The sequence below is a fragment of the Chryseobacterium sp. NG-CE01 genome, assembly GCF_055695505.1.
This window is the reverse complement of sequence record NZ_CM146369.1, coordinates 648,904-675,080: the sequence shown is the minus strand read 5'-3', so window position 1 is coordinate 675,080 and position 26,177 is coordinate 648,904. Positions and strand designations below refer to the sequence as shown.

27 protein-coding genes are annotated in these 26,177 nt (G+C 37.3%); 6 read left to right on the top strand and 21 right to left on the bottom strand.

What is annotated here, in order from left to right; translation table 11 throughout:
• The first annotated feature begins 21 nt into the window (after positions 1 to 21).
• The gene (locus ACYT6F_RS03285; protein ID WP_472599876.1) at positions 22 to 810 is read left to right on the top strand and encodes a carboxypeptidase-like regulatory domain-containing protein; all 789 of its coding nucleotides are present in this window, start codon (positions 22 to 24) and stop codon (positions 808 to 810) included.
• On the opposite strand, the gene ACYT6F_RS03280 is transcribed toward ACYT6F_RS03285, so the two are convergent.
• The 7 genes from ACYT6F_RS03280 to ACYT6F_RS03250 all read right to left on the bottom strand — a co-directional run bounded on the left by ACYT6F_RS03280 (position 807) and on the right by ACYT6F_RS03250 (position 6,467).
• Entirely contained in the window at positions 807 to 1,319 is a 513-nt protein-coding gene (locus ACYT6F_RS03280) for a GNAT family N-acetyltransferase (RefSeq protein WP_472599875.1), read from the bottom strand. The two genes, ACYT6F_RS03285 and ACYT6F_RS03280, sit on opposite strands and share 4 nt — an antisense overlap.
• A gap of 3 nt (positions 1,320 to 1,322) precedes the next feature.
• Entirely contained in the window at positions 1,323 to 1,544 is a 222-nt protein-coding gene (locus tag ACYT6F_RS03275; protein WP_029297636.1) for a PspC family transcriptional regulator, read from the bottom strand.
• 1 nt (position 1,545) lies between these two features.
• Positions 1,546 to 2,811 carry a DUF2851 family protein gene (locus ACYT6F_RS03270; protein ID WP_472599874.1) on the bottom strand — a complete coding sequence of 422 codons (1,266 nt, stop codon included), beginning with the start codon at positions 2,809 to 2,811 and terminating at the stop codon, positions 1,546 to 1,548.
• A 65-nt stretch (positions 2,812 to 2,876) separates the two neighbouring features.
• Complete coding sequence (locus ACYT6F_RS03265; RefSeq protein WP_472599873.1) at positions 2,877 to 3,491, bottom strand: hypothetical protein; 615 nt, start codon at positions 3,489 to 3,491, stop codon at positions 2,877 to 2,879.
• A 75-nt stretch (positions 3,492 to 3,566) separates the two neighbouring features.
• Positions 3,567 to 4,349: a M23 family metallopeptidase gene (locus ACYT6F_RS03260; protein WP_472599872.1), complete on the bottom strand. Its 783-nt coding sequence runs from the start codon at positions 4,347 to 4,349 to the stop codon at positions 3,567 to 3,569.
• An 84-nt stretch (positions 4,350 to 4,433) separates the two neighbouring features.
• Entirely contained in the window at positions 4,434 to 4,916 is a 483-nt protein-coding gene (locus tag ACYT6F_RS03255; protein ID WP_472599871.1) for a DUF6705 family protein, read from the bottom strand.
• A 54-nt stretch (positions 4,917 to 4,970) separates the two neighbouring features.
• Entirely contained in the window at positions 4,971 to 6,467 is a 1,497-nt protein-coding gene (locus ACYT6F_RS03250; RefSeq protein WP_472599870.1) for a hypothetical protein, read from the bottom strand.
• A gap of 209 nt (positions 6,468 to 6,676) precedes the next feature.
• Here ACYT6F_RS03250 and ACYT6F_RS03245 point away from each other — a divergent pair, with 209 nt between their 5' ends.
• On the top strand, positions 6,677 to 7,063 hold the full coding sequence (locus ACYT6F_RS03245; RefSeq protein WP_472599869.1) for a helix-turn-helix domain-containing protein: 387 nt from the start codon (positions 6,677 to 6,679) through the stop codon (positions 7,061 to 7,063).
• Between the two features lie 218 nt (positions 7,064 to 7,281).
• Positions 7,282 to 8,022: a DUF6261 family protein gene (locus ACYT6F_RS03240; protein ID WP_472599868.1), complete on the top strand. Its 741-nt coding sequence runs from the start codon at positions 7,282 to 7,284 to the stop codon at positions 8,020 to 8,022.
• A 198-nt stretch (positions 8,023 to 8,220) separates the two neighbouring features.
• On the opposite strand, the gene bshA is transcribed toward ACYT6F_RS03240, so the two are convergent.
• On the bottom strand, positions 8,221 to 9,369 hold the full coding sequence (gene bshA / locus ACYT6F_RS03235; protein WP_472599867.1) for an N-acetyl-alpha-D-glucosaminyl L-malate synthase BshA: 1,149 nt from the start codon (positions 9,367 to 9,369) through the stop codon (positions 8,221 to 8,223).
• Positions 9,370 to 9,408: 39 nt separating this feature from the next.
• A complete protein-coding gene (locus ACYT6F_RS03230; RefSeq protein ID WP_472599866.1) occupies positions 9,409 to 11,103 on the bottom strand; it encodes a glycoside hydrolase family 3 protein in 1,695 nt (564 codons plus the stop codon).
• 118 nt (positions 11,104 to 11,221) lie between these two features.
• Between ACYT6F_RS03230 and ACYT6F_RS03225 the strand changes: the two genes are divergently transcribed.
• On the top strand, positions 11,222 to 11,740 hold the full coding sequence (locus tag ACYT6F_RS03225; RefSeq protein WP_472599865.1) for a hypothetical protein: 519 nt from the start codon (positions 11,222 to 11,224) through the stop codon (positions 11,738 to 11,740).
• A 68-nt stretch (positions 11,741 to 11,808) separates the two neighbouring features.
• On the opposite strand, the gene ribA is transcribed toward ACYT6F_RS03225, so the two are convergent.
• The 8 genes from ribA to ACYT6F_RS03185 form a co-directional block, all read right to left on the bottom strand.
• Positions 11,809 to 12,405: a GTP cyclohydrolase II gene (gene ribA, locus ACYT6F_RS03220; RefSeq protein WP_169231254.1), complete on the bottom strand. Its 597-nt coding sequence runs from the start codon at positions 12,403 to 12,405 to the stop codon at positions 11,809 to 11,811.
• A 17-nt stretch (positions 12,406 to 12,422) separates the two neighbouring features.
• Positions 12,423 to 12,875, bottom strand: coding sequence for a hypothetical protein (locus ACYT6F_RS03215; protein WP_472599864.1), 453 nt, complete (start codon positions 12,873 to 12,875; stop codon positions 12,423 to 12,425).
• Positions 12,872 to 13,486 carry a DUF4254 domain-containing protein gene (locus ACYT6F_RS03210; RefSeq protein WP_169231252.1) on the bottom strand — a complete coding sequence of 205 codons (615 nt, stop codon included), beginning with the start codon at positions 13,484 to 13,486 and terminating at the stop codon, positions 12,872 to 12,874. The genes ACYT6F_RS03215 and ACYT6F_RS03210 overlap by 4 nt, the downstream gene beginning before the upstream one ends.
• Positions 13,487 to 13,501: 15 nt before the next feature.
• On the bottom strand, positions 13,502 to 13,708 hold the full coding sequence (locus ACYT6F_RS03205) for a twin-arginine translocase TatA/TatE family subunit (protein WP_029297620.1): 207 nt from the start codon (positions 13,706 to 13,708) through the stop codon (positions 13,502 to 13,504).
• Positions 13,709 to 13,738: 30 nt separating this feature from the next.
• Entirely contained in the window at positions 13,739 to 15,304 is a 1,566-nt protein-coding gene (locus tag ACYT6F_RS03200; protein ID WP_472599863.1) for a murein hydrolase activator EnvC family protein, read from the bottom strand.
• Positions 15,301 to 16,149 carry a lipoprotein insertase outer membrane protein LolB1 gene (lolB1, locus tag ACYT6F_RS03195; RefSeq protein ID WP_472599862.1) on the bottom strand — a complete coding sequence of 283 codons (849 nt, stop codon included), beginning with the start codon at positions 16,147 to 16,149 and terminating at the stop codon, positions 15,301 to 15,303. Before lolB1 ends, ACYT6F_RS03200 begins: the two co-directional genes overlap by 4 nt.
• A 114-nt stretch (positions 16,150 to 16,263) precedes the next feature.
• Positions 16,264 to 17,280 carry a sugar phosphate nucleotidyltransferase gene (locus ACYT6F_RS03190; RefSeq protein ID WP_169231249.1) on the bottom strand — a complete coding sequence of 339 codons (1,017 nt, stop codon included), beginning with the start codon at positions 17,278 to 17,280 and terminating at the stop codon, positions 16,264 to 16,266.
• A 127-nt stretch (positions 17,281 to 17,407) separates the two neighbouring features.
• Positions 17,408 to 18,826 carry a lipopolysaccharide biosynthesis protein gene (locus ACYT6F_RS03185; RefSeq protein ID WP_472599861.1) on the bottom strand — a complete coding sequence of 473 codons (1,419 nt, stop codon included), beginning with the start codon at positions 18,824 to 18,826 and terminating at the stop codon, positions 17,408 to 17,410.
• 157 nt (positions 18,827 to 18,983) lie between these two features.
• On the opposite strand from ACYT6F_RS03185, the gene ACYT6F_RS03180 reads away from it, so the two are divergent.
• The gene (locus ACYT6F_RS03180) at positions 18,984 to 20,321 is read left to right on the top strand and encodes a dihydroorotase (RefSeq protein WP_472599860.1); all 1,338 of its coding nucleotides are present in this window, start codon (positions 18,984 to 18,986) and stop codon (positions 20,319 to 20,321) included.
• 143 nt (positions 20,322 to 20,464) lie between these two features.
• Here the strand turns inward: ACYT6F_RS03180 and ACYT6F_RS03175 are convergent, their stop codons facing one another.
• Positions 20,465 to 21,067, bottom strand: a complete 603-nt coding sequence (locus tag ACYT6F_RS03175; protein WP_472599859.1) for an FMN-dependent NADH-azoreductase — start codon at positions 21,065 to 21,067, stop codon at positions 20,465 to 20,467.
• Positions 21,068 to 21,176: 109 nt separating this feature from the next.
• Here ACYT6F_RS03175 and ACYT6F_RS03170 point away from each other — a divergent pair, with 109 nt between their 5' ends.
• On the top strand, positions 21,177 to 21,554 hold the full coding sequence (locus ACYT6F_RS03170) for a winged helix-turn-helix transcriptional regulator (RefSeq protein WP_472599858.1): 378 nt from the start codon (positions 21,177 to 21,179) through the stop codon (positions 21,552 to 21,554).
• Here the strand turns inward: ACYT6F_RS03170 and ACYT6F_RS03165 are convergent.
• The 3 genes from ACYT6F_RS03165 to ACYT6F_RS03155 all read right to left on the bottom strand — a co-directional run bounded on the left by ACYT6F_RS03165 (position 21,551) and on the right by ACYT6F_RS03155 (position 26,174).
• Positions 21,551 to 22,447 (bottom strand): helix-turn-helix domain-containing protein, encoded by an 897-nt coding sequence (locus ACYT6F_RS03165; RefSeq protein ID WP_472599857.1) that lies wholly within the window; start codon positions 22,445 to 22,447, stop codon positions 21,551 to 21,553. The genes ACYT6F_RS03170 and ACYT6F_RS03165 overlap by 4 nt on opposite strands.
• Positions 22,448 to 22,675: 228 nt before the next feature.
• A complete protein-coding gene (locus ACYT6F_RS03160) occupies positions 22,676 to 23,683 on the bottom strand; it encodes an aldo/keto reductase (protein WP_472599856.1) in 1,008 nt (335 codons plus the stop codon).
• A 196-nt stretch (positions 23,684 to 23,879) separates the two neighbouring features.
• A complete protein-coding gene (locus tag ACYT6F_RS03155; protein WP_472599855.1) occupies positions 23,880 to 26,174 on the bottom strand; it encodes a GH92 family glycosyl hydrolase in 2,295 nt (764 codons plus the stop codon).
• Between the last annotated feature and the right edge of the window lie 3 nt (positions 26,175 to 26,177).

The window sequence follows — 26,177 nt, the reverse complement described above, 5'->3', positions numbered from 1 at the left end:
ATTGATCATCATATTTAAAAAATGAGAATAAAGGTTTTAATATTCATTTTATTTCCTTTTCTGCATGTATTTTCGCAGAGTATTGTGGAAGGCTCCATTACTGATGAAGACGGGGTTGCTCTTCCGGCGGTGACGATCATCAACATCTCTTCGCAGAAAAAAGCATACACTTCATCTGACGGAACTTTTTCCATTGAAGCAGCACCGGAAGACGAATTGCGCTTTATCCGTTCGGGCTACGAAAGATCTTCTATTCAGGCAAAATACCTGGCTGATAAACAGACAAATATTAAGCTGATAAGAATTGCTGAACCTATCGAGGAAGTTGAAATTGCCAATCTTACAGGCGATATCAGAAAAGATTCCCGTGCGGTTGCAAAAGTAGATAAAGGAAAGATCGTTGAAGAGGCAGTAGGGCTTCCGCAACCGAAGGGCAAAATGCGGGAAACACCGGCTGAAATAAAGCAGGTGTTGGTTCCTATTTTGTTGGGAAATCTAAATATTCAGGGGCTTTACGACCTTGTCAGCGGAGATGCGAGAAGAATGAAAAGACAATATAAATATGATGACCTGCAGGAAGATATTGAATGGATTCGCGAGAGGGTAGAAGACGATTATTTCATGAAAGAAGGCATTCCTAAAGAAAGAATCTCCGAGTTTATTGAATTTTCCTTTTCCGACAGACCACAGACCAGAGCCTTTGTAAGGGCTAAAAACCTGACAGGTGCCTTATCAAGAATGGAAGAATCTCTTCCGGTATTTGTTAAAAGATTAAATGATAGCAGGTCTGAAAATGCAAGTGCACATTAATGATAAACGATGTCGTAAATTTCGTCTTTGACATCTTTTAAATTTTCAGGCTTATAATTGGACAGCAGCCACAAATTGAGTGGCTTTTTACCTTTACCATAGCTGGGCTGCACATACATTTCATCAATCAGGCTGAAGCCGTTTCTCTGGTAAAAAGCATAACGTCTGGCTGCATTTTCATTCAGATGTTCCGGTTCTATTTCCATGATTATTCTCGGATAGTTTTCAAAAAGATATTTCGTAATGTGTGATCCTAATTTCCTGCTACGGAATTCTTCAAAAACTTCAAAATGTTCCACGAAAGTATAATTGCTCAATTCCCAGAGAATGAGGTAACCGATGTTTTCAGACTCATGCAATACCGATACAATTTTGACTTTTGGATGAGAAAATAAGGGCGTCAGCTTTTCCCAGTCTCTTCTTTCGTCTTCCGGAAAAGAAGTGCAGTAGGAGCTGTATATTTTTTCCACTCTGTAATCATCAGAGGATGTAATCTGTAAAAATTCCATAGTTTAAAGATCAAAAACATTAGGCCTTCTGGTAATGAAGATATCCTTCACCCAAAGTGTAAATGCAAGCCCGAGGTAAATAAGAAAGAAAAATCCTGCTGTCGCAAAAGTAGAATAGATAAAGAATACCCGGAGTTTGGACACCGGAATACCCAGTTTTGCGCCGGTTCTCGTAAGAACGCCGAACCATTCTCTTTCCATCTTATGGCGGATGTTATCTAGCATTTCAAGATTTTTTTAAGAGTTTAAATCCAATGCTGCAATGTAAGCAATTTTTTTGTAAGCAAAAATGATTGAAATGATAAATCAAGCTCTGGCTTTCAAGAGAGGTGCTTACAGGAACATTAAGGCTTTTCCAGTTTCCAATGACCGAATTTTTTTCTGCAGCCAGGTCTTTATAGAAAGCGATTAGATCGTCTGCAATTTCCTCATGATGATATTTATGATAAGTGTATTTTAGCGGTAAAATTGTATTCAGTATGATGAGTTCAATAAAATCTCTGCTCAGGACTTTTGGCTGGTTTACACTGGATATTTTCCCGAAATTGAAACGATTGTCCCAATATTCCGAAGCGCTTATGTTTTTTAACAGCTCAAATAATTCTTCAGCAGATGTTACATTGATAACCTTTGAGAATAAATTTTGATTCTGATAGTACAGGTCGGCGAGCTGCGCCAGTCGGATGGTGGGAAAGTTAGGCGGCCGGAGCCGTAAGAATTTGGGACGGAACCTCACATCCGTTATTTTAAATTTAGCCTTTAAAAAATCAAATTCACGTTTCCATATTTTCATCATTTCATCTTTCGGATCTTCCAGCCATCCCGCAATTCCGAAAAGCAATGCTTCCAGCTGCGTTTTGTTTTGGCGTATTTTAAGGATGATGCCAAAATCAATACTCTCGGCAATCTGTCTGAAGATCTCGGTATTCACTTTTAGTCCGAAAGAATAAGCAAAGCTGTGAAACAATACAGCTTCAAAATTATTTTTAAACTTCTTAAGACTTTTTTCAAGTTCTTCAGATTTTTCATTAAGCCTGCTGAAAATATTCTCTTCATGAAATCCTACAGGAATATGTTTCGGATCAAATACGTTTTCGCAGGCAATAAACTGATTTCCGGTTAACAGCTTTTCATATTTCCAAAGCATATCCCGGTCAATGTAATTCTTCAGTTCGAGGGTCGGTACATTTTTATTCCTGAGCTCATCAATGTCCATATCGTTCTCATAAACGGCATGGAGAATAATATTCTCATAATTCGGATCCCGGGAATGATTGTGGAAGATCCAGTCGGAAGACTTTACATGAAGCTCTATATGTCCGGCTAAAATAACGCCGCCGACTTTAATTTTAGCCTCTAAAAAATCCGGTCCGGAATCAGTGTTCCATTTTCCGAAGTCTATGATTTCAACGGGATTCCCTTCAATATCCCTGAAGTCGAAATGTTTAAAGGTCTTATAGTTCCAAAGATATTGGAGTAGTTTTTCGGTCATGAGTTTTTTTTGTCTTTTATCAAGAAATTTTATTCCAAATCAAATATAAATTATTAATACTGTTATTAATTTTCATATTCTAGGTATTTAATTATATGCTCATAGTTATATTCAGATAGATGTCTTTTAAAATGTCCATCAGGTTTTATGATTAAATAATTCCCACTGTCAAAAGGATAGTTAAAAAACCATTTTTTTATCTTATCATCTTTATCTTCAAAAACATTCTTATTTTTATAGGAATATCCATTTTCTGTAACGAAAAGGTTAATTATTTTTTTATTTTTTCTAAAATATTTTGAATACTCTTTAACAGAAGTCTGATGTTTAATTGCAGATTCTCCATGAAGATAGGGTTTGAAAAAAAAACATATTACTATTGTACATTGTTCATCAATATCTGTATTACTCAATTTTTTTACATACTCTAGTAATTCATGATGCTGTTCGTCTGAAATTTTCCCATATTCATCCACACGAAATATCATGGCTACCTGATTAGAATCTTTATCATCATAATAATTTTTTATAAATTCACCTCCGGTTTTTACTTTATCAAATTCTTCTTTACTTATAAGCTTTTTGTTTTGATCATAGTATAAAACTTTATTTTGTGAATGTAACTGGTTTATGAAAAAAAATATAAAGGCTAAAGCTGTTTTTGTTATGACTTTTTTCATCTTTGAATCTTTAATGATTTGTTAAATCTGAGCACTTTTAATTTAATGCGATTGTTGTTAATTTAAATTAAACCTTTAGTAATTTTTAAAATAACTTTCTCCTTCTATTAAATACTCTACTTTATTTCCATCGTCTGTTCTAAAAAGAGTTTTTAGAGTTAAATTGCTTGATGCATTCAATGAACAGGAGAAATGTAAGTGGGGGCCATTACTGAAACCTGTATTACCACTCAATCCTATTACATCTCCTTTATTAATTTTATCTCCAATCTTCACCCTTGCTCCTTTGTACTGCAAATGATAATATTTAGCTACTGTTAAATCTGAATGCATAATCCAGATATAATTTGCAAATTTTGCACAATCAGATGCAGGGCAACCTTTGCTATTGTTCTGAACTACTTCAATCACGATACCATCTCTTGCTGATAATATTTTTGTTCCTTCCGGCATATCAAAATCAATAGCATTAATGTTTTCATGGCTAAAACTACTTTTATATCCTTGTACTACTTTGTAGCTTTTCCCTTTTTCATATGGTAAGCTATAACCATAATTTAGATTAGTAGAAGAAACAGGTAAAGGGACTTCTGTGTGTATTAAAACATCTTTTTTTATCTTATTCTTAAATATGTTCAATATTACTTGGTATTTTTTTGTTCCAGAGAATAGTTCTTCCTTTACTTCGCATCTATTATTTTTACCCAGATTATCTTTAAATGAGCATCCATATATTTTATTACCATCTAAAAAATACATAATAGTATCTTGTTTATTTGTATCGAATAAACAAATATTATCTTGGGAAAATAATAATATTGTGAAGAAGAAAAATAAAAAGGTAAAAAAGCGATTCATTTTATCATTTATTATTTTGGTTAACTTGCACAAATTTTTACTATTAATTTATTAGTAAAGGCACTCTTTTCAGAGTGCCTAATTTTATTGCTTGCTTAATACTATATTATTAGGAATATCAATAGACCAGTCGGTAGGAGCTTGGCCAGGCATTATTACCCTTACTCCTTCTGAGTTTTTGACTTCTGTTATTTTAATATGGGTAGAATCTATGTATAAGATCTTCATTTCAATATTTTTATTTTTATGAGCCATCCATACTCTTAGTTCATTTGGATTTTGTTCATGAATACTAGTTCCCGCAACAAAAGTTGCTTTCTGATCTATAAAGTTTGTATTGCTATAAATGGTAGAGTCTTCTGTTAATTGTCCGTTTTTATATATTTGATGAAAGCCAATAATAATATCATTTGTATCATTATCATTTTTTAGCATTTTTACATTATTTTCTTTCTTCATAATTAATGTTACGCTATTATTTGTATCTTCCCATTTCCAAGTTCCTGTAAACTTATCAGCTGCTGGATCTGTAGAATGTTGCTGCGCAAAAGAATTAATATTGGTCATAAGAACAATTATTATAATAAAAAAGTTCGTTATATTATTCATAATCAATAAAATTTAATTACAAGGTTTTGGTTGTATATGGCCGTTTTTTAAAGTAAGCTCTTCCCAATTATTAGAATTGTTGGAGCCTTTTAGGATTTTTAATCCGGTATTTTTTTCTAATAAAAACTTTACAAACCCTAACTCATTATTATTTGGAGTTCCATTTTGTTTTATATTATAATCATCATAATTTTTTTTTCCATATGTATTTGCAAAGAGTACATTGATTCCCCCGTTAATCACAAACTGGTCAGAAAATGTATTGAACTTCACAGGATCGTCTATTACCATTATATACTCCGTATTGGATGCTGTTACCAATCCCATTACAAAACTTTCGGGGTCTTTTATTACATTATTCTGGTACAATAAAGACATAGATGCCAAATCACCGGGAGTAAATATGGAGAAAAGTCCTGTATAATGCGAATGCAGAAAACCGTCGATCTGTACGCCCGGGGGTATGCTGAGATCTATACCGCCTTCTCCGTCGTTTCCTTCCACCGGAAAATTTACAATTTGGCTATTATCTTCTATCAGTATTTCCCCGTGCTCTTTTGTAGCAGTAGTTTTGCTTTTTAGATTCTCTAAGAGCTGCTTTGTAGTAGCATGTTTTCCTATTTTTTTTATCTTCTCACAAGGCGTTTTCGGGGGTGTATTTGGTGCAATTGTTACCCCTGAACCATTTTCGCATTCCGGGGTAAGCATGTATTCCATCTTGCCGGAATAGAGCACTGTTTGACAGCCGTTGGTCATACCGGTAATGTTTCCGTTGTCATCATAAAGTGCCTGCCATGGTCCACAGCCTACATCTATTGGCAGTTCGGTGTTGTTATTATTTCCACCCGGACCTCCACTTCCCACACCCGGGTCTGGAAAATCTGGCCATTCAGGAATTCCAGGGTTAGGACCAGGAGGATTCGGGTTGTCTCCCGGATCCAGCCCTCCGCCTCCCCCGCCTGTACCAGGATTTTCGTCAATAAAGGGTGGGCAACCGCTGCTGCCTCCTGTATAATCTACTGAAGAAATGGGCTCTCCGCTTAGTTTATATGAACTTATTTTTCCTGTAAAATGTTTCAGGTCAACAGGGATACCGTCCTGAGGATCGTATTTTATGATTTCTATTTTCGTAGTTATTCCTGATTCTTTTTTTATTTCAAGATTGTAGAAAGCATCTGTAGAAGCAGGATTCTCTATTTCGAGGGTATAATATTTTTCATTACCCATCGTTTTTTCTACGACCAATGAAGGGTCTATTTCACCGAAAGCAGTAGCCATTTTTCCTGAAATATTGCTGCTTCCATATATCGAAACCAAAAGATCCTGTCTTCCGGATTCCTTTTTTATCAAGTTTTCTACTTCAGGCAGATTTCTCAAATTCAGTATCCGGAATTTGGAAGCATTATTATACTTCTGTGTGGTAGGTTCCGGAAAATAATCATTCCGGCAGGAAAATAAGGAGAGGAACACCGTTAATAAAAACAGCCATGAAATTTTCTTTCTCATCATTTGCATTTGTTGTTTTAGTTAATAATTCTTTTTAGCTATAGATGCATGTTTTATCAATAAGGTTGGAAAGAGACGTAAACCAATCTATAGTTGTGCGACAAATCTAAACAAAATATTTCACATGCATCTGAACTAAAGTTGTAAAATCGCCAACAAAAGTTGTATTTTTTGAATATAAAAAATAGTAAATTAGCTGAAAATTATTTGATATGTCTTTAGGAACTAAACTCAGGGAACTGAGAACGGGAAGGAATTTATCGCAGACACAGGTAGCCATGGAGCTTGATGTTTCGCAGACCGCATATGGGAAGTGGGAAAGCGACCAGTCGAAACCGGGACTTGATAACCTCCTGAAAATTTCTGAATTTTATGAAGCGGATATTTATGATCTTGTAAGAGAAGAAAATGGTGACAGTATTTATAATAATACATTGGGAGATGCAAGTGCAATTAGTAAAGTTACCACGATTAATAATTACATATCAGATAAATTATTAGAACAATACGAAGAACGCATCAAAGAGCTACAGGAAAGAAACCAGGAGCTGAAAGATCAGCTTGTTTTCTGGAAAAGCCAGGCTGAAAGCCGCAAATAATTTCCTGTTTTCCCGAAAAGCTGTTGCACCCCTGTAATGGCTTTTCGGGAGCACCCGAAAGTTTGTCGCACCCTCGCAACGGCTTTTCGGGAAACTCCAAAAGCTTCCTGCAGCCTGCAGGAGATTTTCGGGAACATCCGGAAGGGATTTTTATGCCAGAGCCTGCCGGAATAAGATAATTAATCGGATCATACGGTTTAATAATAAAATATACACAAATGAATTTTATCGACTTACCAAAACTTCGCAACGCAGAATACCTGCAATACGTAAAAGACTTCTCAGGAATTATCGACCTGAATAACCCCGCAACCTTACAGATCGACGCCAAACTTTCAACCTTCAATACCAAAATTTCCGAACTGGAAAATCTGTATAAGAAAGCGTTGGCCAACGAGAAAACACAGGACCTTTTGCTGTTGGATGAAAGAAGGGATAATGCCATCAACGGAATTTATTATTTTCTTTTGGGGTATTCTTATCATTTTGAAGCAGATAAAAAACAGAAGGCGCAATTGCTTCTCGACAATATGGCTCTGTATGGAAGCGGTATTGCACGTTTAAACTATCAGGCAGAAACCGCCACGCTTAACAATCTCATCAAAGATTGGGAAAATAAGCCCGAACTCACCGATGCGGTTGCCGCTTTTAATCTTTCTGCATGGATCAATGAGATGAAAACAGCCAATGACCTGTTCAATACCACTTATCTTTCCCGTACGCAGGAATACGGGGATGCCAGCCCGGAAACCATTAAATCGAAAAGGGAAGAGGTGAATGCCGCCTACTACGCATTGCGTGACAGGATTGATGCGCTTCATCTATTGGTAGAGACACCGCCGTCACCATACGCCACCGTCATCAACCAGCTGAATGCGCTTACCGATCAGTACAATGTATTGCTGGCAAACCGGAAGGATATTCCGGGGAATGACCGGCAGCCACCATCACAGGAGTAGTATTTTTAAATAGTAAGATGTAAGTAGTTAAATGTAAAAAGGATTGATTGGATAAAAATGAAGCGTCAGGTCTTATTAAAATATTAAAGATATTTCCTTAATTTTCTTACAACCTTATAAAATCTTAATGTTTAATAATAGCTTAAACAACAAAGGCTGCATTACCAGAAATGCAGCCTATATTTTATTGTTAAATGCCTAAGCTTTCGTCAGCTCACTTTTAAAATTTTCAATAGTCGTTCTGTACATTTCCTCATAGATTGGGAGAATGTTTTTCAGATCGAATTTTATGGCCTGCTCTTTCGCATTTTTCTTCATTTCGGATAAAAGCTCTTCATTGCTTAACAGTTTAATCGTGTAGTTGCTCATGGCTTCCACATTTCCGATTTCTGCTAAAAATCCGGTTTCTCCCTGAATGTTCACTTCCGGAATTCCTCCCGCATTGGAACTGATAACCGGAGTGTATGCAGCCATCGCCTCCAGTGCAGCCAGACCGAAACTTTCCTGTTCCGAAGGCAATAAAAATACATCGGACAGCTGAAGGATTCGGTACAGGTCGTTTACTTTTCCAAGCAGACGGATTTTAGAAATGAGGTCCGGATTTTCCTCAAGGAATTGGCTGACTTTCTCCATGTCGGGACCTTCTCCAATAATAATCAGTTTCGATTTTACCTTTTTCTGTACATTTTTGAAGATCTGAAGAACTTCATCTACTCTTTTTACAGGGCGCAAATTGGAAACATGGATCAAGATCTTTTCGTCAGGATTGGCAAACTGTGTTCTTTGGCATTCATTGCGTTCGACAAATTCAGAATTATCAATAAAATTGGTAATTACCTGAATTTCTTTTTTGATTTTGAAGAACTGCAGGGTATCTCTTTTCAGACTTTCGGAAACCGAAGTAATGGCATCAGATTGATTGATCGAAAATTCTACAGCATGTTTATAGCTTGGGTGCTGGCCAACCAGCGTAATATCCGTGCCGTGAAGGGTTGTTACCAAAGGAATGTCATTATCATCTTCTTTCAGCATCTGTTTTGCGGTAAATGCAGCATATGCATACGGAATGGCATAATGGGCATGAAGCAGATCCAGCTTATAAAGATTCACTACGCGATAGATCATCGAGCTCAGTGCAATATCGTAAGGCTGGTACTGGAAAAGGGGATAGGTCTGAACATTTACCCTGTGGAAAAAAATATTCGGGTTGGTAATATCTAATCTTGCCGGAAGTGCATTACTGATAAAGTGAACTTCGTAACCTTTGTTGGCAAGCGACATTCCCAGTTCTGTTGCTACAATTCCGCTTCCTCCGTAGGTGGGATAGCAAAGTATGCCTATTTTCATTGATGTATTGTTGTTTGTTATGTAAATATTACACTTACGTTATTTATCTGTTGTGGACTCAAGATCAATTCCCATTCCTGCTTTCAGTTTATCATTTACCAAGATCGGAAGCCTGCCTCGGATTTTTGTTTTTCCTTTCAGTGCATTGGCTGTAGCCGTCATTGAGTCATCGTTGTTTTCATAAGAAACTAAGACTGTAGAAATATTTGAAATGTCAATATCTTTCAATGCATAAGCGCTTCCGAAAACATTCAGGATAACATTCTGGGTTTTTGATAATTCAGATAATACCTTTTTTGATGCTTCGGAAATTTTGTAAGATTTGTAGGCGGTGGAATTGTCTTTATGAAAACCAACAATTACTGTAGAATTGGCAGGTATTGTATTGGTCTCATTGGGTTTTTTAATGATGATTTCTGAACCCATTTCATTGGCAAATGTCTGGTAGGGAGCTTCTTCGAGAGGAATATAATAGATTCGTTTTCCGTTTAGAGGGAGCAGCTTTTTCTCATCTTTCAATAGTGTTAAAGCATTCGCATATAAATTCTGAACCAATGTTTTATGAGAATCATTGTTTAAATCTGAATTGATATTTTCAGGATTTTTCGGGCTGTATTTATCTAAGCCTAAGAAATATTTTGTCAGAAGAATTTTCTTTACACTTTCCTCAACTCTTGCCTGAGAAATTTCACCATTGTCAATAGCCTGCTGAATGAGTTTCTTCCCTTCTGCAACACCCTGGGAGAATAGCATGATGTCATTTCCTGCTTTAAAAGCCAGCGCATCCAGTTCGCCCGGTTTATATTTATTGGCCACCGCACCCATATTTAATGCATCGGTGATAATAAGTCCTTTATAGCCTAATTTTTCTTTCAGCAGACCGGTAATAATATTTTTTGAAACCGAAGCCGGAATTCCTTTTCCCGACTCAAGGCTGGGAACATATAAATGGGCAGCCATCACTCCGCCTATCCTTTCTTTCATCAATGCTTTAAAAGGAGCCAGTTCAATATTATTGAGCCGGTCAAGGTTATGCGAAACCACCGGAAGATCCAGGTGAGAATCTGTACTGGTATCGCCATGTCCCGGAAAATGTTTAATAGCCGCCAGAATATTATTATCCTGGAGTCCGCTTGCATATGCAGATGCGGAACTGATAACATTGCTAACTTCAGATCCGAAACTTCTGTTACCGATAATCGGATTATCCGGATTGGTGTTTACATCAACAACGGGGGCGAAATCCCAGTTAATTCCCATTCGGTGGCAGTCTTCTGCAATTTTGGCAGACATCTGGCGGATCAGGTTTTTATCCTGAATCGCTCCCAAAGTCATTGCCCACGGAAATTTATGTGCAGCAGCAATTCTCTGATACAATCCCCATTCAGCATCCATTCCGATCATCAAAGGGGTTTTTGATTTTTGCTGGAATTCATTAACTAAGCTGATCTCTCTTGCTGCGTCATCCTGCATCAGGATCAGACCGCCGATCTTTTCATTTGTAACAATGTTTCGTACGGTATTAATCTCATTTTCACCTTTATTGGTATATAGTGCAACAATGAAAAGCTGTCCGAGCTTTTCATCCTGCGAAAGATTTTTATACGTCTTGTCAACCCAGTGATTGGCCTTTTTAAGATCTTCCTTAGAAAGATTTTGAGGTATATATTGGGCCGTAATTTTTAGGTTAAATAATGATATGCCAAAGATTAATATAGAGATCAGTTTCTTCATAATTTTGAATAATAACAAAAATACAATTAAAAAGATGATGAAAACAATGTTTTTAAGTTTTTTGGTATATGATTTGAATATGCATTATAAATAACAAAAACAACTAAACTTTTATAAAATGAAAAAATTTTTTCCAATTTTGCTATTAGCTTTTGTAAGCTTATTCATATTCAGCTGTGATAATAATGATGATGTCGTAGGAGATGGCGATACTTATTCCCAGATGAGAGATGTTACCGGCAGTTTTACTTCTGCAAACAGCTATGCTTTTACACAAGGTATTAATATAGAAAGTACTGATGTTGTCTTGGTATATAGAAAAGCAGGTACTGCGTGGCAACAGCTTCCCTATACTTGGTATTTAGATTCATCAACTTCAACGTCTGCAAGGAAATTTGATTATAATTTCGTTTTCGATTCTAAGAATGTTCAGATCAGAATTGATAATCCAAATTTCAATCTTTCTACAATGTCTTCGACTGAAGTGGGAAATTATCTAAACAATCAGACTTTCAGAATTGTATTGGTTCCAGCAAGTTCAGGAAAAACAAATATTGATTACAGCGATTACAATGCTGTTGTAAAATATTATAATCTTGATGAATCTAAAGTAATCAATACTGTGGTTACGAAATAATAAGTTATATCTTTTCAGTTTTTTATAATTACAAAAAAGCTCCGGAATTTCTTTCGGAGCTTTTACTTTTACTTATCGTTGTCATCCAGTAAATGACCAAAATAATCTTTTTTTGTCTGTAAATATCCTTGGCTTATTTCGTTTGCCGGAATCTGTAAAGGAACCCGAGAATTAAGATGGATATTGCTTTCTTCTACATACTTTATCTTTTCAGGATTATTGGTAAGAAGATTGATATCCAATATTCCCAGTAAATTAAGGATTTCTATGGCTACGCCGAAGTTTCTGTCATCTGCTGGTAAGCCCAGCTTCAGATTGGCTTCTACTGTATCAAAACCTTTTTCCTGTAAAGAATAAGCTTTTAATTTGTTAATGATCCCGATATTTCTTCCTTCCTGACGAAGGTAGATAATAACTCCTCCATTTTCATGGATATATTTCATGGCAGCATCCAGCTGCTGCCCGCATTCGCATTTTTTTGAATGGAAAACTTCTCCGGTAATGCACTCTGAGTGGAAGCGTACGTTCACAGGTTTAGAAAAATCTGTTTTGTCTGCGACAATAGCCATGTGTGGCATCCAGTCATTCTCGTTTTCGGATAAAGCAATCATTCGGAAAGTACCGTATTCCGTAGGAACGTTGGACTCCGCCTGAATTTTAATCATGAACCCTTAATTAGTTTTTAATTTCCCTTTATATAATCTTCAATTGCAGAAACATTGGTTTTGAGTCTGACCAAATAACGGTTAAGGATCTCATCTTCATCTTTGTTAAGATTTTGTCTCAGCTTCTGAACTTTTTTATAAGATTTTTCAAAGTCTTTCAGCGCTTTATTTTTCCCATTCAGATTATCAGCATCTATTGCATAAAGATAGTTTTGCAGGCTATATTTCAGAGTGATGATTTCACTGTTTAAAGCTGTATTCTTGAATTTGGGAAAAGTGGCAATCAGATTGGAAATTTCGGAAGCGTTTACATTACTTTTTACATTAATATCAATACTGTTTGCTCCCTTATCGGAATCTGATCCCTTGGTTTCGCTATAAAAGCCGGTAGACAACGGAGAAAAGTTTTGTTTTTCCGTTGCGCAAGATGTTATAACCAGTAATACCCCAAAAAAAAGTAATCGTTTCATTTTTGTTGCCCCTTTTGATATAGGACTGGGTTAAGACTTTCATCATTGTACATTTTCATTTGTTTGTACACTTTCATCTTAACATCACCGTTCTCAATATCAGTAAGCAACTGATTAATAGAAGTTGAAAGATCTTCATGCTGTGCAAGAAGAACATCTAATTTTGCCTGACAATTGGCTCTGTGTTCTTCGGAAGCTGAATCTCTGTTTGCCTCTAACGACATATGATAAACCTTAAGCGCGAGAATTGATAATCTGTCTACCGCCCAAGCGATAGTTTCAGTATTGATTTTTGCGTCAGGTTTAGGAGTTACACTTTCATATTTTTTAAGAAACCAGCTGTCTATAAATTCCACCAGATCAGTTCTTTTCTGATTTGATGCATCTATCGCTCTTTTTAACTGGAGCGCTTCAGCCGGATCAATATTTTCATCTCTAATTATATCTTCCAAATGCCATTGAACGGTATCAATCCAGTTCTTTGCATACAAAATCCGTTCCAAAGTGTCCTTTTCGAACGGGTTATTAATTAGAGTGTTAACGTCATCAGACATGTGATAATCTTCAATAGACTTATTGAAGACTGCCCATGCAGTCTCTGTGAAATTCATCGGGTTATAAGAATTTTAGTTGCTTGAAGGATTGTTGTTGGTGGTCTTATTTTCAGAACCTGGTTTATCCTCTTCCTTTACTGCATCTTTGAATTCTTTGATACCGGAACCAACTCCTCTCATTAATTCAGGGATTTTTTTACCTCCGAAAAGTAACAAAAGAATAATGGCTACGATAAGGATATGCTGCCAAGATAATGACAATATTGTTAATGTATTCATTGCTAAATTTTTTACAAAGTTAATCTTTTTTTAATAAGAAACCCAACCTAATGGATCCACAGGTGTGCTTCCGTTCCATACCTGGAAATCAAGCGTGTACGTTCCGTCAAAATCCTGGCCGATCACCCCAACCGGAGTTCCTGCCGAAACCTGCTGTCCTTTGGAAACATTTACACTTCCCAGATTAGAATAAATGGTGAAATAATTACCATGCTTAAGGATAACGGTTTTGGTTCCGTCACTGTTGGCCAATACAGAGGAAACAGTTCCCGGGAATACTGACCTTGCTCTTGTGCCGGAAGGTACGGAGATTTTTATTCCGTTGTTTTCTTCGTCAATATTTTTAAATACCGGATGCGGATGTCTTCCGAAGCGGTGCGTAATCTGCCCAATTTTATCTGCAGGGTAGCCTAATCTTCCTTTATTATCGGCAAAATTGCTTCCTGCAACGGTAGTTACTCCGTAATTGGTCATTGCCTTTGTTTCTGCTGCTTTCTTATCATCTTCCTTCTTTTTAGCTAGCGCTACTTCTGCGGCTCTTGCTGCTGCAACTTTTTCAGAGGCTTCTTTTGCTCTTGCCGCTGCTTCATCAGATGCTTTTTTAGCGGCTACTTTTCTGGCTTCATCTCTGGCGGTTGCTTCTGATCTTGCAGCATCTTCCGTACGCTTTCTTTCTTCCTCAGCTCTTTTTGCTGCGAGTTCAGATGCTTTTCTGGATTCTGCTTCTGCGGCCAGTCTTTCTCTTTCCAGTGCTTCTGCGCGTGCTTTATTTTCAGCTTCAATTCTGGCTTTTTCTCTTTCAGCAGCAATTTTGGCAAGACGGATTTTTTCTGCTTCCGCTTTTTTCCTTGCTTCTTCTTCTGCTTTTGCAATTCTTATTTCCTCTGCAATAATAGATCTGATCTGTCCTTCGAGCGCTTTAGATTGTGTCTGCTTTTGTCTTAGTTCTGAAGTTAGCTTGGATTCGTTTTTCTTAAATTCCGATACAAGCTGCTCCTTCTGAGCTTTTTCAGCATTAATGGTTGTTAAATCTTTCTGTTGATTGGCAAGAAGATTTGCCTTCTCTTTTACGGAATTTTGTTTCTGTGCTATAGATTGCTTGATTTTTGCGGCAGCATTGGTGATTTCTGCAGCTTTTTTATCCTGATAGTCAGAGTATTGTTTGAGGTACTGAACCCTGCGAATAGCTTCTCCCAAATTTTTGGCAGAAAGAATAAACGTTACTTTATTTTGTACTCCTTTATTTTTATAAGCATTCACCAGAACTTTGGCGTAATTTTCCCTGAGGATTTTAAGCTCTCTGTTCTGACGGTTGATTTCAAGCTGACGAAGGTAAATTTCGTCTTCAATAAATCTTTTTTCCTTCTGAGTATTGTTGTAAACCTTTTCTCTCAATACCAGCTTTTTGTTGACATTTTCAAGATAGGCTACGGAGAGTTTAGATTCATTTCTCGTTTTTGCTAAATCTGTGTTTATCTGTGCAATTTGTTTTTTAAGTTCAGCATTTTGCTTTTGCAGTTGTTCTTTTTTACCGCTTTGTCCATGATGCAGTCCGAACAATAAAATACCTATTAAAAAGCTAAATTTTTTAATCATTTAATTTCGATTTTCTTATAACTGGATGGCACAGAATATGGTGTATCCATCCTCGAAAAATCAAATTTCGTATTTTCCAGTAAAATCTGGCTGCTTTTTGAGCCTTTTATAATTATTTTAACATTTCTGGGCAAACGGATTCCGTTGATTTCTTCCCAATTGCTATACGATACGTCAAGCTCATCAGGAGACAGGACATCCTTAAGATTTACATTCAGCAAATCATAATTGGTATCGTAGTTTAATACAATTTTATACTCTCTTGTTCGTTCTTCGGTCTCAATTTTCTGATTGGTATTGGATGCCATTCTGAAGCCCTGAGAATTCTGGGTTAATGTAAACTGTGAGTCGTTGATTTTTACGAAGGTTCGTCCTAAAAGAATTTTTTCCAGAGCTTTATAATCAATGAAGTTGACATTCAGGAGATTGTTAAGGTAGTCGAAATCAGAATCAATATAGGTTTTACTGGTTTTATCCTGGCCTTTTATTCCTTCCGGTGTTGCAATCCCGCGGGCCACCGTGATGATGAATGCCTGGAGATTCATCCACACTTTTTTATCTTTCTCAATATAAATAGTGGCATCTAACGTAGGAATAAAACTTCCGGTTTCCACATTTACTTTACTGTTAATTTTGATCTGCTCAAACTGAACCGGCGGAATGACATGCTCAAAGAAAGGCAGTTTATTTCTTATAGGCTCATTGGCATCTTTGGGATTCTGATCATTTTCCAGTACAAATGTACTGTCGGTTTTTAGAGCATTACGAGATTTTTTAGCAGCATTTCTTGTTTTACAGGATGTTACAGCAAAGAGCAATAATAGTACTATGATCCAGTTTTTCATGTATTTACCTTTCAATTTATAAAAATTACGTTGCAATATTAACGCCAAACCACACAAAACATTTTGTGTGGTCTGAAGATAGCTATTTGCGTTGAATTATTGATTCCGGTCAAATTATTTCGATAAAAAATCAAGAACCGAATAATCTCCTAAGGAAATTTCTCTTGATACACCGAAATATTGGGCAGAATTTCCGATCATAGAGTTAGAAAGATTTCCATGATTGATTTTTGTATTTTCCTGAATCAGGGAATTTTCAATATTAGAATTGACAATCACTGTATTATTTCCCAATGAAACTCCCGGACCCACTTTTGAGTTGGAGATTTTTACATTTTCACCAATGAAGCATGGCGGAATAATCAGTGAATTTTCGATTTGTGCGGAAGCAGGATATTGAGACATGGCTTCTTGTTCATAAGCAAGAATTTTGCTGTTTGTCTCTACGGTGGCATTTTTATTTCCGCAATCCATCCAGTCATTTACTTTTCCTAAAGTGAATTTTGCACCTTTTGCACGGAGATTTTCCAAAGCGGTAGTAAGCTGGTATTCTCCACCGTTCTTGATATTATTATCCATGAGGTAGTTGATCTCATCCATCAGCTTTTCTGCACTGTTGAAATAGTAAATCCCGATAATGGCAAGGTCTGAAACAAAGGTTTGCGGCTTTTCGACAAAATCGGTAATAAATCCGTAGTTGTCTAATTTTACGACCCCGAAAGCGGAAGGATCTTCTACGCTCTTTACCCAGATTACCCCGTCCGAATTTTTATCCAAAATAAAATCTGCACGGAAAAGGGTATCGGCAAAAGCGATCACTACATTACCGCTCATTGACTGCTCTGCACATTTGATAGCATGTGCGGTACCAAGCGGATCGTTCTGGTAATAGATGCTTCCTTTGGCTCCCAGTCTTTCAGCAATCTGAATAAGGGATTTTTCAATCTCGGGACCAAAATCTCCGATGATGAATGCTACTTCTTCAATTTCTTCTCCTGCTACTTTGGCAATATCTTCCACCAGTCTCTGTACGATTGGTTTTCCTGCAATCGGAATTAAAGGTTTCGGAACGGTAAGAGTATGTGGACGTAATCTGGAACCACGTCCAGCCATAGGAACGATAATTTTCATAAATTATATAAGTATGTTTTTTTAATGGTTGTTTAATTTTTTATAAAGATAGCAATAAAAGGGTAGTATTTCGGCAGTTTTAATATTATTTAAAACAGAAACCATACGCAGCAAATTAAAGACCAAATTACTTTTTGATCCTGGAGAGAAGCATATCTTTTTCAGAATAAATGAGAATACCTGCATAAACTAGAAAAAATAAGTTTCCGATCCAGAGATTATAGTCAAAGAACTCTACAATAACATAGCTGAAGACCGCCAGAAGAACAACGAAAAAAGAAATTTTCTTCATTCTGTAAGGAATAGGATAGTATTTCTGGCCTAAAAAATAGGATAAGACCATCATGGTAAAATAGGCCGCCAGTGTAATCCATGCGGAAACCATAAAACCATATTGTCTTAGCAATACGAGATTTAAAATAATTGTAATAATAGCGCCAATCCAGGAGATGTAGGTTCCCACTCTTGTTCTGTCGGTCACTTTGTACCAGGTAGAAAGATTGTAGTATATCCCGAAAAAAAGATTGGCAATAACGATAATAGGAATAATATTTAAGGCAATCCAGTACGAACTGTTGGGTACCAGTAAAAGCTTGAGCCATGAAACATTGGCAATAATTCCTAAAGCTACTACCGATGCGAAAAATGAGAAATATTCTGTTACTTTTGCATAGGTTTTTTTTGCGTTTTCATTGTTCATTTGTTTGAAGAAAAACGGCTCAATTCCCATTCGGTATGCGGTAACGAAGAGGGTCATTAAAACCGCCATTTTATAGCATCCGCCGTATGCTCCTGCATCACCATCGTCGATAATGAATTTCTGGATGAATTTATCAAAATTTTCATTGACCATAAATGCCAGTCCGGCAATCATAATCGGCCAAGAATATTTTAGCATCTGGAAAAAAAGCTCCTTTGAAAACTGCAGCTTCACCTTCAGAATAACCGGTAAAACCAATATAACACCTAAAAAGCTGGCCGCCAGATTACTGTAAAATGGATAGGAAACTTTTTCCTTTAAGCCTAATTTTAAACTGAATTCCTGCGGAATATAAAGAAATAATGCAATAGCAAAAGCACTCTGGAAAACAGCCTGAATCACTCTTACAGCAGTATATTTTAGCGGTCTGTTGTGAAACCTGAACCAGGCCAGCGGGATTACAAGAATATTATCAAAAAATGCAATCCAGGCAAACCAGCGGATAAACTCCGGCGTCTCCGAATATCCGAAAACATTGGCAATAGGCTGATTAAACAGCAATACCAGTACCAAAAAAACAGTAGATAAACCTGTTAAAAACCAGAAAGAAGTATTGAAAACCTTTTGTTCGTTGTCTTTGTCGGATGAAAACCTGAAATAAGCCGTTTCAAAACCAAAAGACAAAACAATATTAACAAACGATATCAGCGCATAGAGATTGGTGAAAATGGCAAACGCACTGTTGTCAATATTTTTAATAAAAAGATAATTCAGCAGTACAACAATGATCCTCGGCATAATCGCCCCGATTCCGTATATAATCGTTTCGTTGAGAAGTTTCTTCAAAATCTGAAATTTTATGCAAATGTAAATATTTAGAAATTGATTTTTATCGACGGTATAAAAATTCATCCATAAACCTTATTTTTGAAAAACTTTGTCAAAATTCAACTTTGATAAAAGCTGACCCTTAAACTTCCGGATAATTTCTAAAAAAGTATAAATGAAGACCCTAATTAAAAACGTAAAAATCGTCAACGAAGGAAATATCATTGAAGGCGATATATTGATTGAAAATGATGTCATTTCCAGAATCGATTCAGCTATTTCAGTCGAGGCAGATCGCATTATCGACGGCGCAGGAAAGTATCTTTTACCGGGAGTGATCGATGATCAGGTTCATTTCCGCGAACCTGGCCTTACCCATAAAGGTGATATTGAAAGTGAATCGCGCGCTGCTATTGCCGGAGGAACTACCAGTTTTATCGAACAGCCGAATACAGTTCCCAATGCAGTAACACAGGAGTTACTGACTGATAAATATGAAATTGCATCGCAAAAGTCGTATGCTAACTACGGTTTTATGATGGGAGGGACAAATGATAATCTGGAAGAAATCTTAAAGACCAATCCAAGAAACGTTCCGGGAATCAAATTATTCTTAGGTTCTTCCACCGGAAACATGCTGGTGGATAATCCCGAAACGCTGGAAAATATTTTCAATAATACCAAAATGCTGATTGCCGTTCATTGTGAGGATGAAGCGACCATCAGAGCCAATACACAGCAATATATTAATCAGTACGGAGAAGATATTCCGGTGAAATTTCATCATTTGATCAGAAGTGAGGAAGCCTGTTATAAATCTTCTTCAAAAGCTGTCGAGCTGGCCAAAAAAACAGGAGCCAGGCTGCACGTTTTCCATTTGTCAACGGCGAAAGAACTGGAGCTTTTCCGTAACGATATTCCATTAAAAGATAAAAAAATCACGGCGGAAGTTTGTGTTCATCACCTAACTTTTACCAATGAGGATTATGAGACACGAGGATCGCTCATCAAATGGAATCCCGCTGTAAAAACCCAACACGACAAAGACGGACTCTGGAAAGCGTTGCTTGATGACAGAATTGATGTAGTTGCTACAGACCATGCACCGCACACCTGGGAAGAAAAACAGAATGTTTACACAAAATGTCCTTCGGGAGGGCCTTTGGTTCAGCATTCTCTGGTAGTAATGCTGGAAAATTATAAAAACGGAAAAATTTCTTTAGAAAGAATCGTTGAAAAAATGGCTCACAATCCGGCGATTTTATTCAGGATCGAAAAGAGAGGTTTCATCAGAGAAGGCTATAAAGCAGATCTGGTTTTAGTTGATCTGAATGAAAATTGGACGGTAGAAAAAGAAAATATCCTTTACAAATGCGGTTGGAGCCCGTTGGAAGGGATGAATTTCCATTCTAAAGTTACCCACACTTTTGTAAATGGAAATTTAGTTTACGAAAACGGAAAGATCAATGAACAGAAATTCGGGGAGCGGTTGCTTTTTGAAGTTGAAGAATAGATATAAGATAGCACGATATCAGTAGGAGCGGGCTTTAGCCCGCTTTTCATTTATAAATAATCAAAACGGCTTTAGCCAAAACATATTAAAAAGGAATGATTTCAAATGTAAAATCATTCCTTTTCTAACTTATATCTGAAAAATTAATCAATAGTAATGGCTTCAATGGCTTTCTCGAGTGACGTTTCCTGAATTCCCGGAATCGACAACCCTTCTGCACGGAAAACGCTCACATTGGTAACACCATAAAATCCAAAAACATTTTTTACGTAGGGAACATTGGAATCATAGATCTGATGAGGACCTTCCGAATAAATATTTCCTGATGTAAAAGCAATGTATAATTTTTTGTTATTCAATAATCCCTTCGGTCCGCTTTCACCATATTTAAAAGTATATCCTGCTCTGGAAGTAAAGTCAAAATAAGCTCTGAGTGATGCCGGAACCGAGAAGTTGTACATAGGAGAATCAATTACAATTATATCTGCTTCCTGCAGTTCTGAAATCAGGCCTGTTGAATATTCATTGATTTCTTCCTGTTCCGGTGAATGGCTTTCTGCCGGGGTAAAAAAAGTGTTGATGTGCATCTCTTCCAAAATGGGAACAGAATTCTTTGTAAGATCACGCTCTTTTACCACGGCGTCCGGATATTTTTCCTTAATTTTTTCAACAACCGCTTTTCCCAGTTTTCTGCTGGCTGAAACTTCTATTCTAGGGCTTGAAATAATGTGAAGTATGTTTTTCATTTTTTTAAATTTTAAAATTCTTCAGCAAAATTACCTACATTTGCTTATCAAAAGTTAGTAGTAAACAAAAGGTTAGCAGTAACCTTTCGGTTAGTTAAAATTTGAAATTATGGAAAATACGGTTGTTTTTGACGAACCTTTGACGGCTGAAGGATGCAGCGGACATCTTTCCTCGGTAGAAGATGCCATTTACGTAATTGGCGGGAAATGGAAGCTGAAAATCATTATCGTTCTGCAGGAAAACGGTAATATCAGGTTCAATGAGCTGCAAAGGAATATTCCGGGTATTTCGGCAAGAGTACTTTCTAACGAGCTGAAAGATCTGGAACTGAACGGTTTTGTAAAAAGAGTGGTACACGCAGAGCAAACGCCTGTGATTGTGGAATACATTTCAACAGATTACAGCAAAACGCTCAAGCCTGTGATCATGGCCCTTTCCGATTGGGGAAGAAAACATAAAAATAATATTAGAGAAGATGTGTTTTAATTAAAAGACTGCCGGAATTCCAGCGGCGACATCTTCGTTTTCTTTTTAAACAGCGTGCTGAATGACTGCGCATGTTCAAATCCCAGCTCATAAGCAATTTCACTTACCGAAAGCTCCGTTGTTGAAAGTTTCTCCTTAGCCTTACTGATCAGTTTTTCATGAATGTGCTGCTGCGTATTTTGTCCGGTGTGAACCCTCAAAAGATCGCCCAAATAATTCGGGGAAAGATTCATAGCCTCCGCAATTTGCTGAACGGTAAGCAGTTCTTTTTCAACAGAATTGTTATTAAAATAATCATTAAGATACGCTTCAAATTTTGCCAGAAGATGATGATTTCCGCTTTTTCGGGTAATAAACTGCCTTTCATAAAATCGTTTGGAATAATTCAGCAATAACTCAATTTGTGACAGAATAATTTCCTGGGTATGATGATCGATGTGTTGGCATTCTTTATCAATTTTAAATAAGATTTCAAGCAAATCATTTTCTTCGTCTTCAGAGAGATGCAGCGCTTCATTTACGGCGTAAGAGAAAAATCCGTAGGAAGAAATGGTTTTTGCCAGGGAATGTTTCAGAAGAAAATCTTCGTGGAAAATTAGCAGATAACCGGTATTTTCACAGTCCATTGTTTTAAGATCCAGATACTGAACCTGATTAGGTGCTGTGAAGCTTAAAACCCCTTTATCATAATCGTAATGCTGCTGTCCGTATTTTATTTTTCCTGTAGCGTTCCGTTTCAGGGCTACACAGTAATAATGGCTCACAAAGCCTTTCCATACTTCATCTTCAATAAAAATACTTTCCGAAAGATTGACCACGCTTACCATCGGATGTTTCGGTTCCGGAAGCGACAAAAGTCTGTGAAAATGGGAAATAGATTGTATGGTGTTCATACTTAAGGTTTATAATAGTAAAGGTAACAATTATTTGGATTCTTCAGACCGTCTTGAATTTGGGCGCCTTTTCCATCTTCCACTCCCGCTTTTTTGCTTCACTTCGTTGCGCAAAAAGAGCTCCGTTCAAGCCGGGGCGCATAAAAGTACTACTTTATAAACCTAACAGGTTTCAAAAACCTGCCAGGTTTGAATTAATTTAAAGATTTAATTTTTGAAAAGGAAATACTAATAATCCAAGAGTCCCATTCCGAATTCATCGTATGTCGCTCCCGTATCCGTTCCCAACGGCACAATACTTTCAAGCTTTTCAATATCAGATTCGCTTAACTGAATGCTTGCCGCTTCAATATTCTGTTCAAGATATTTTCTGCGTTTCGTACCCGGGATCGGAACAATTCCTTTGCTGATGATCCAGGCAAGAGCCAATTGGGAAGACGTAATTCCTTTTTCTGCTGCCATGGCTTCAATTGCTTCCACCAGCTCTATATTTTTATGAAAATGCTGTTCCTGAAATCTTGGGATTCCTCTTCGGAAATCATTCTCCGGCAAATCATCAATCGTCTTTATGTTTCCGGATAAAAATCCTCTTCCCAGTGGAGAATAGGCTACAAAACCGATTCCCAATTCATTCAGCGTTTTGATGACGCCCTTTTCTTCAACGGTTCTTTCAAACAAAGAATATTCGCTCTGAACCGCGGAGATCGGATGAACGGCGTGTGCTTTCTTTACGGTTTCTGAAGATACTTCAGACAACCCAATATAACCGATTTTACCTTCTTTTACCAGGTCGCTCATGGCGCCAACCGTTTCTTCTACCGGAACATTCTTATCCAGTCGGTGCATATAATACAGGTCGATGTAATCGGTTTTCAGATTTTTCAGTGAGCGTTCAACAGATTTTTTAACATAGTCTTTACTTCCGTTGATTTTCCAGGTGATCTGCTCATTATCATCAATTTCCCAACCGAATTTGGTGGCGATGATATACTGATCTCGATTGCCTTCAATTGCTTTTGCAATAAGCTGCTCGTTTTTAAAAGGACCGTACAGATCTGCCGTGTCCAGAAAATTTCCGCCCAGTTCCAAAGAACGGTGAATGGTTGCAATAGCTTCTGCTTCGTCTGCAGGACCATACATGTTGGCGTCGCCAAATCCTGTCATTCCCATACATCCTAAACCGATATTTGGGACGATGAGTCCCTGGCTTCCTAATTTTACCTGATTCAATTTCATATTGTTGATTTTTATTGATACAAAATTGAAGAGAAATTAAGAACCGGATGTATGCAAAATGAAGATTGTCGTATGCAAATTACAGGTGAGCAGAATTTTAATCTAATTCATTACGCTGAATATAAACAATGTACGTTCAGAAACAGGGTAAAGAATTAATTATTCTTTCTGTTGTTATTATGATTATGATGTTTAACTATTTCTTCGGCTTCGAACTCATATAAAAACTCAGTTTCCCGCCATTCATGATATCCGAATGTTTTAATGTAAAGTTTTTAATTTCCTTACCATTCAACAGAATTTTTTGAACATAAACATTTTTCGGGCTTTGATTAATTGCTTCAATCTCAAAAGTTTTTCCGTTTTCTAAATTCAAAATCGCATGATCAATTGCCGGACTTCCAATGGCATACTCTTCCGAACCCGGAGCAACAGGATAAAATCCGAGCGAACTCAAAATATACCATGCACTCATTTGTCCCGCATCGTCGTTTCCACCTAATCCATCTGGAGTCGCTTTATATTGCATTTCAAGAATTCTTCTGATCTGCGCCTGCGTTTTCCATGGCTGTCCTGCCCAATTATAAAGATATGCAACATGATGTGCCGGCTCATTTCCGTGGACGTAGCCTCCAATAATGCCTTCCCGGGTAATATCTTCCGTATCTGCGAAAAATTCGTCAGGCAAATGCATGGTGAACAATTCATCCAGCTTGGAAGCAAATTTTTTCTTTCCGCCCATAAGCTGAATTAATTCACCCGGATTTTGCGGTACAAAAAAAGTATAATTCCACGAATTTCCTTCGATGAAGCCCTGTCCGTGTGTACTCAGCGGACTAAAATCTTTTTTAAAACTTCCGTCTGCAAGGCGGGGACGCATGAATCCAATGCTTTCATCAAAATTATTCTTCCAGTTTTCGGAGCGTTTGATGAATTGGTTATAAAGTTCTGTTTCACCCAGATGTTTCGCCAGCTGTGCGATTGCCCAGTCGTCATAAGCATACTCCAGCGTATTGGAGACAGAAGTTCCGTTTTTTTCGGCAGGAATATATCCCAGATCAATATATTGTCCGATTCCCCCATAGTCTCTTTTATTTGCCGTAGCAATACAGGCTTGTAAAGCTGCTTTTGCATCACCGTCGTAATTTCCTTTAATAATAGCATCTGCGACAACGCTTACACTGTGATAGCCGCTCATGCACCAGTTGTCATTGGCGTAATGTGACCAGATCGGCAGCATTTTCATTGAAAACTGATCGTAATGTGCCATCATTGATTTCACCAAATCGCCGTTTCTTTTTGGCTGAATAATATTAAAAAAGGGATGTAGTGCACGATAGGTATCCCAAAGTGAAAAAGTAGTATAGTTGGTGAAGCTTTCTGCATGGTGAATATTTTGATCCAAACCTTTATATTCTCCGTTTACATCCATATACGTGGTCGGATTGATAAAAGTATGGTACATTGCCGTATAAAAATTTGTTTTCTCTGCATCAGAGCCTTTAATAACGATTTTATTTAATTCTTTGTTCCATGTTTCCTGCGTTTGCGCTTTTATCTGCCCGAAAGATAAGTTTCCCGCCTCTTTTTCTAAATTTTCAAGGGCATTGGCCTGGCTTACCGGTGAAATGGCTAATTTAATTTCAATCGCTTCATTTTCATTCGTATCAAAATCGAAATACATTTTCAGATTTTTCCCTGCGATTTCGGGAAAATTTTTCGTCTGATCGAATTTTCTCCAAAAGCCATTATAAACCTGCTTCCCATCATAATTTTTCTGTCCGTAAGATTTGAAAGGCTTTGAGAATTTCATCGCAAAATAAACGGTTCTCGTTCTTGCCCAGCCGTTGGTCTGACGATAGCCTGTAACCGTATTTCCGTTTTCCACCCGAACATAAGTCCAGATATTTTTCCCTTCATAATTATAGATTCCGGACATCAGATCAAAAATAATATGCGCCTGATCCGACTTCGGAAAAGTGTATCGATGGACACCAACTCTTGTTGTTGAGGTTAATTCGGCTAAAATATTATGATCCTCCAGTTTTACTTTGTAATAGCCGGGTTCTGATTTTTCGTTCTGATGTGAAAATCTGCTTCTGTAGCCATTTTCAGGATGATCTGCAGTTCCGGGACTCAGCTGTAACTTCCCTACGGTCGGCATTATCAGGAAATCTCCCAGATCAGAATGTCCTGTTCCACTGAAATGGGTCGAGCTGAAGCCTACAATGGTTTTGTCTTCGTAACGATAACCGGCGCAGTATTTATAGACTTCTCCATTATATTTTCCGTTGAGCTCATAAGCAATGGTATCAGTTTCCGGACTTAGCTGAACGGCTCCGAAGGGCGCAGTTGCTCCAGGATAGGTGTGCCCCATTTTCTCTGTGCCAATCAGCGGATTAACATGCTGTATTAATTTTTCGGATTTCTGGGCTTTGATGAATGCGCCAAAAAACAAAAGAAGAAAAACAAAAGTTCCGGGATTTTTCATGCA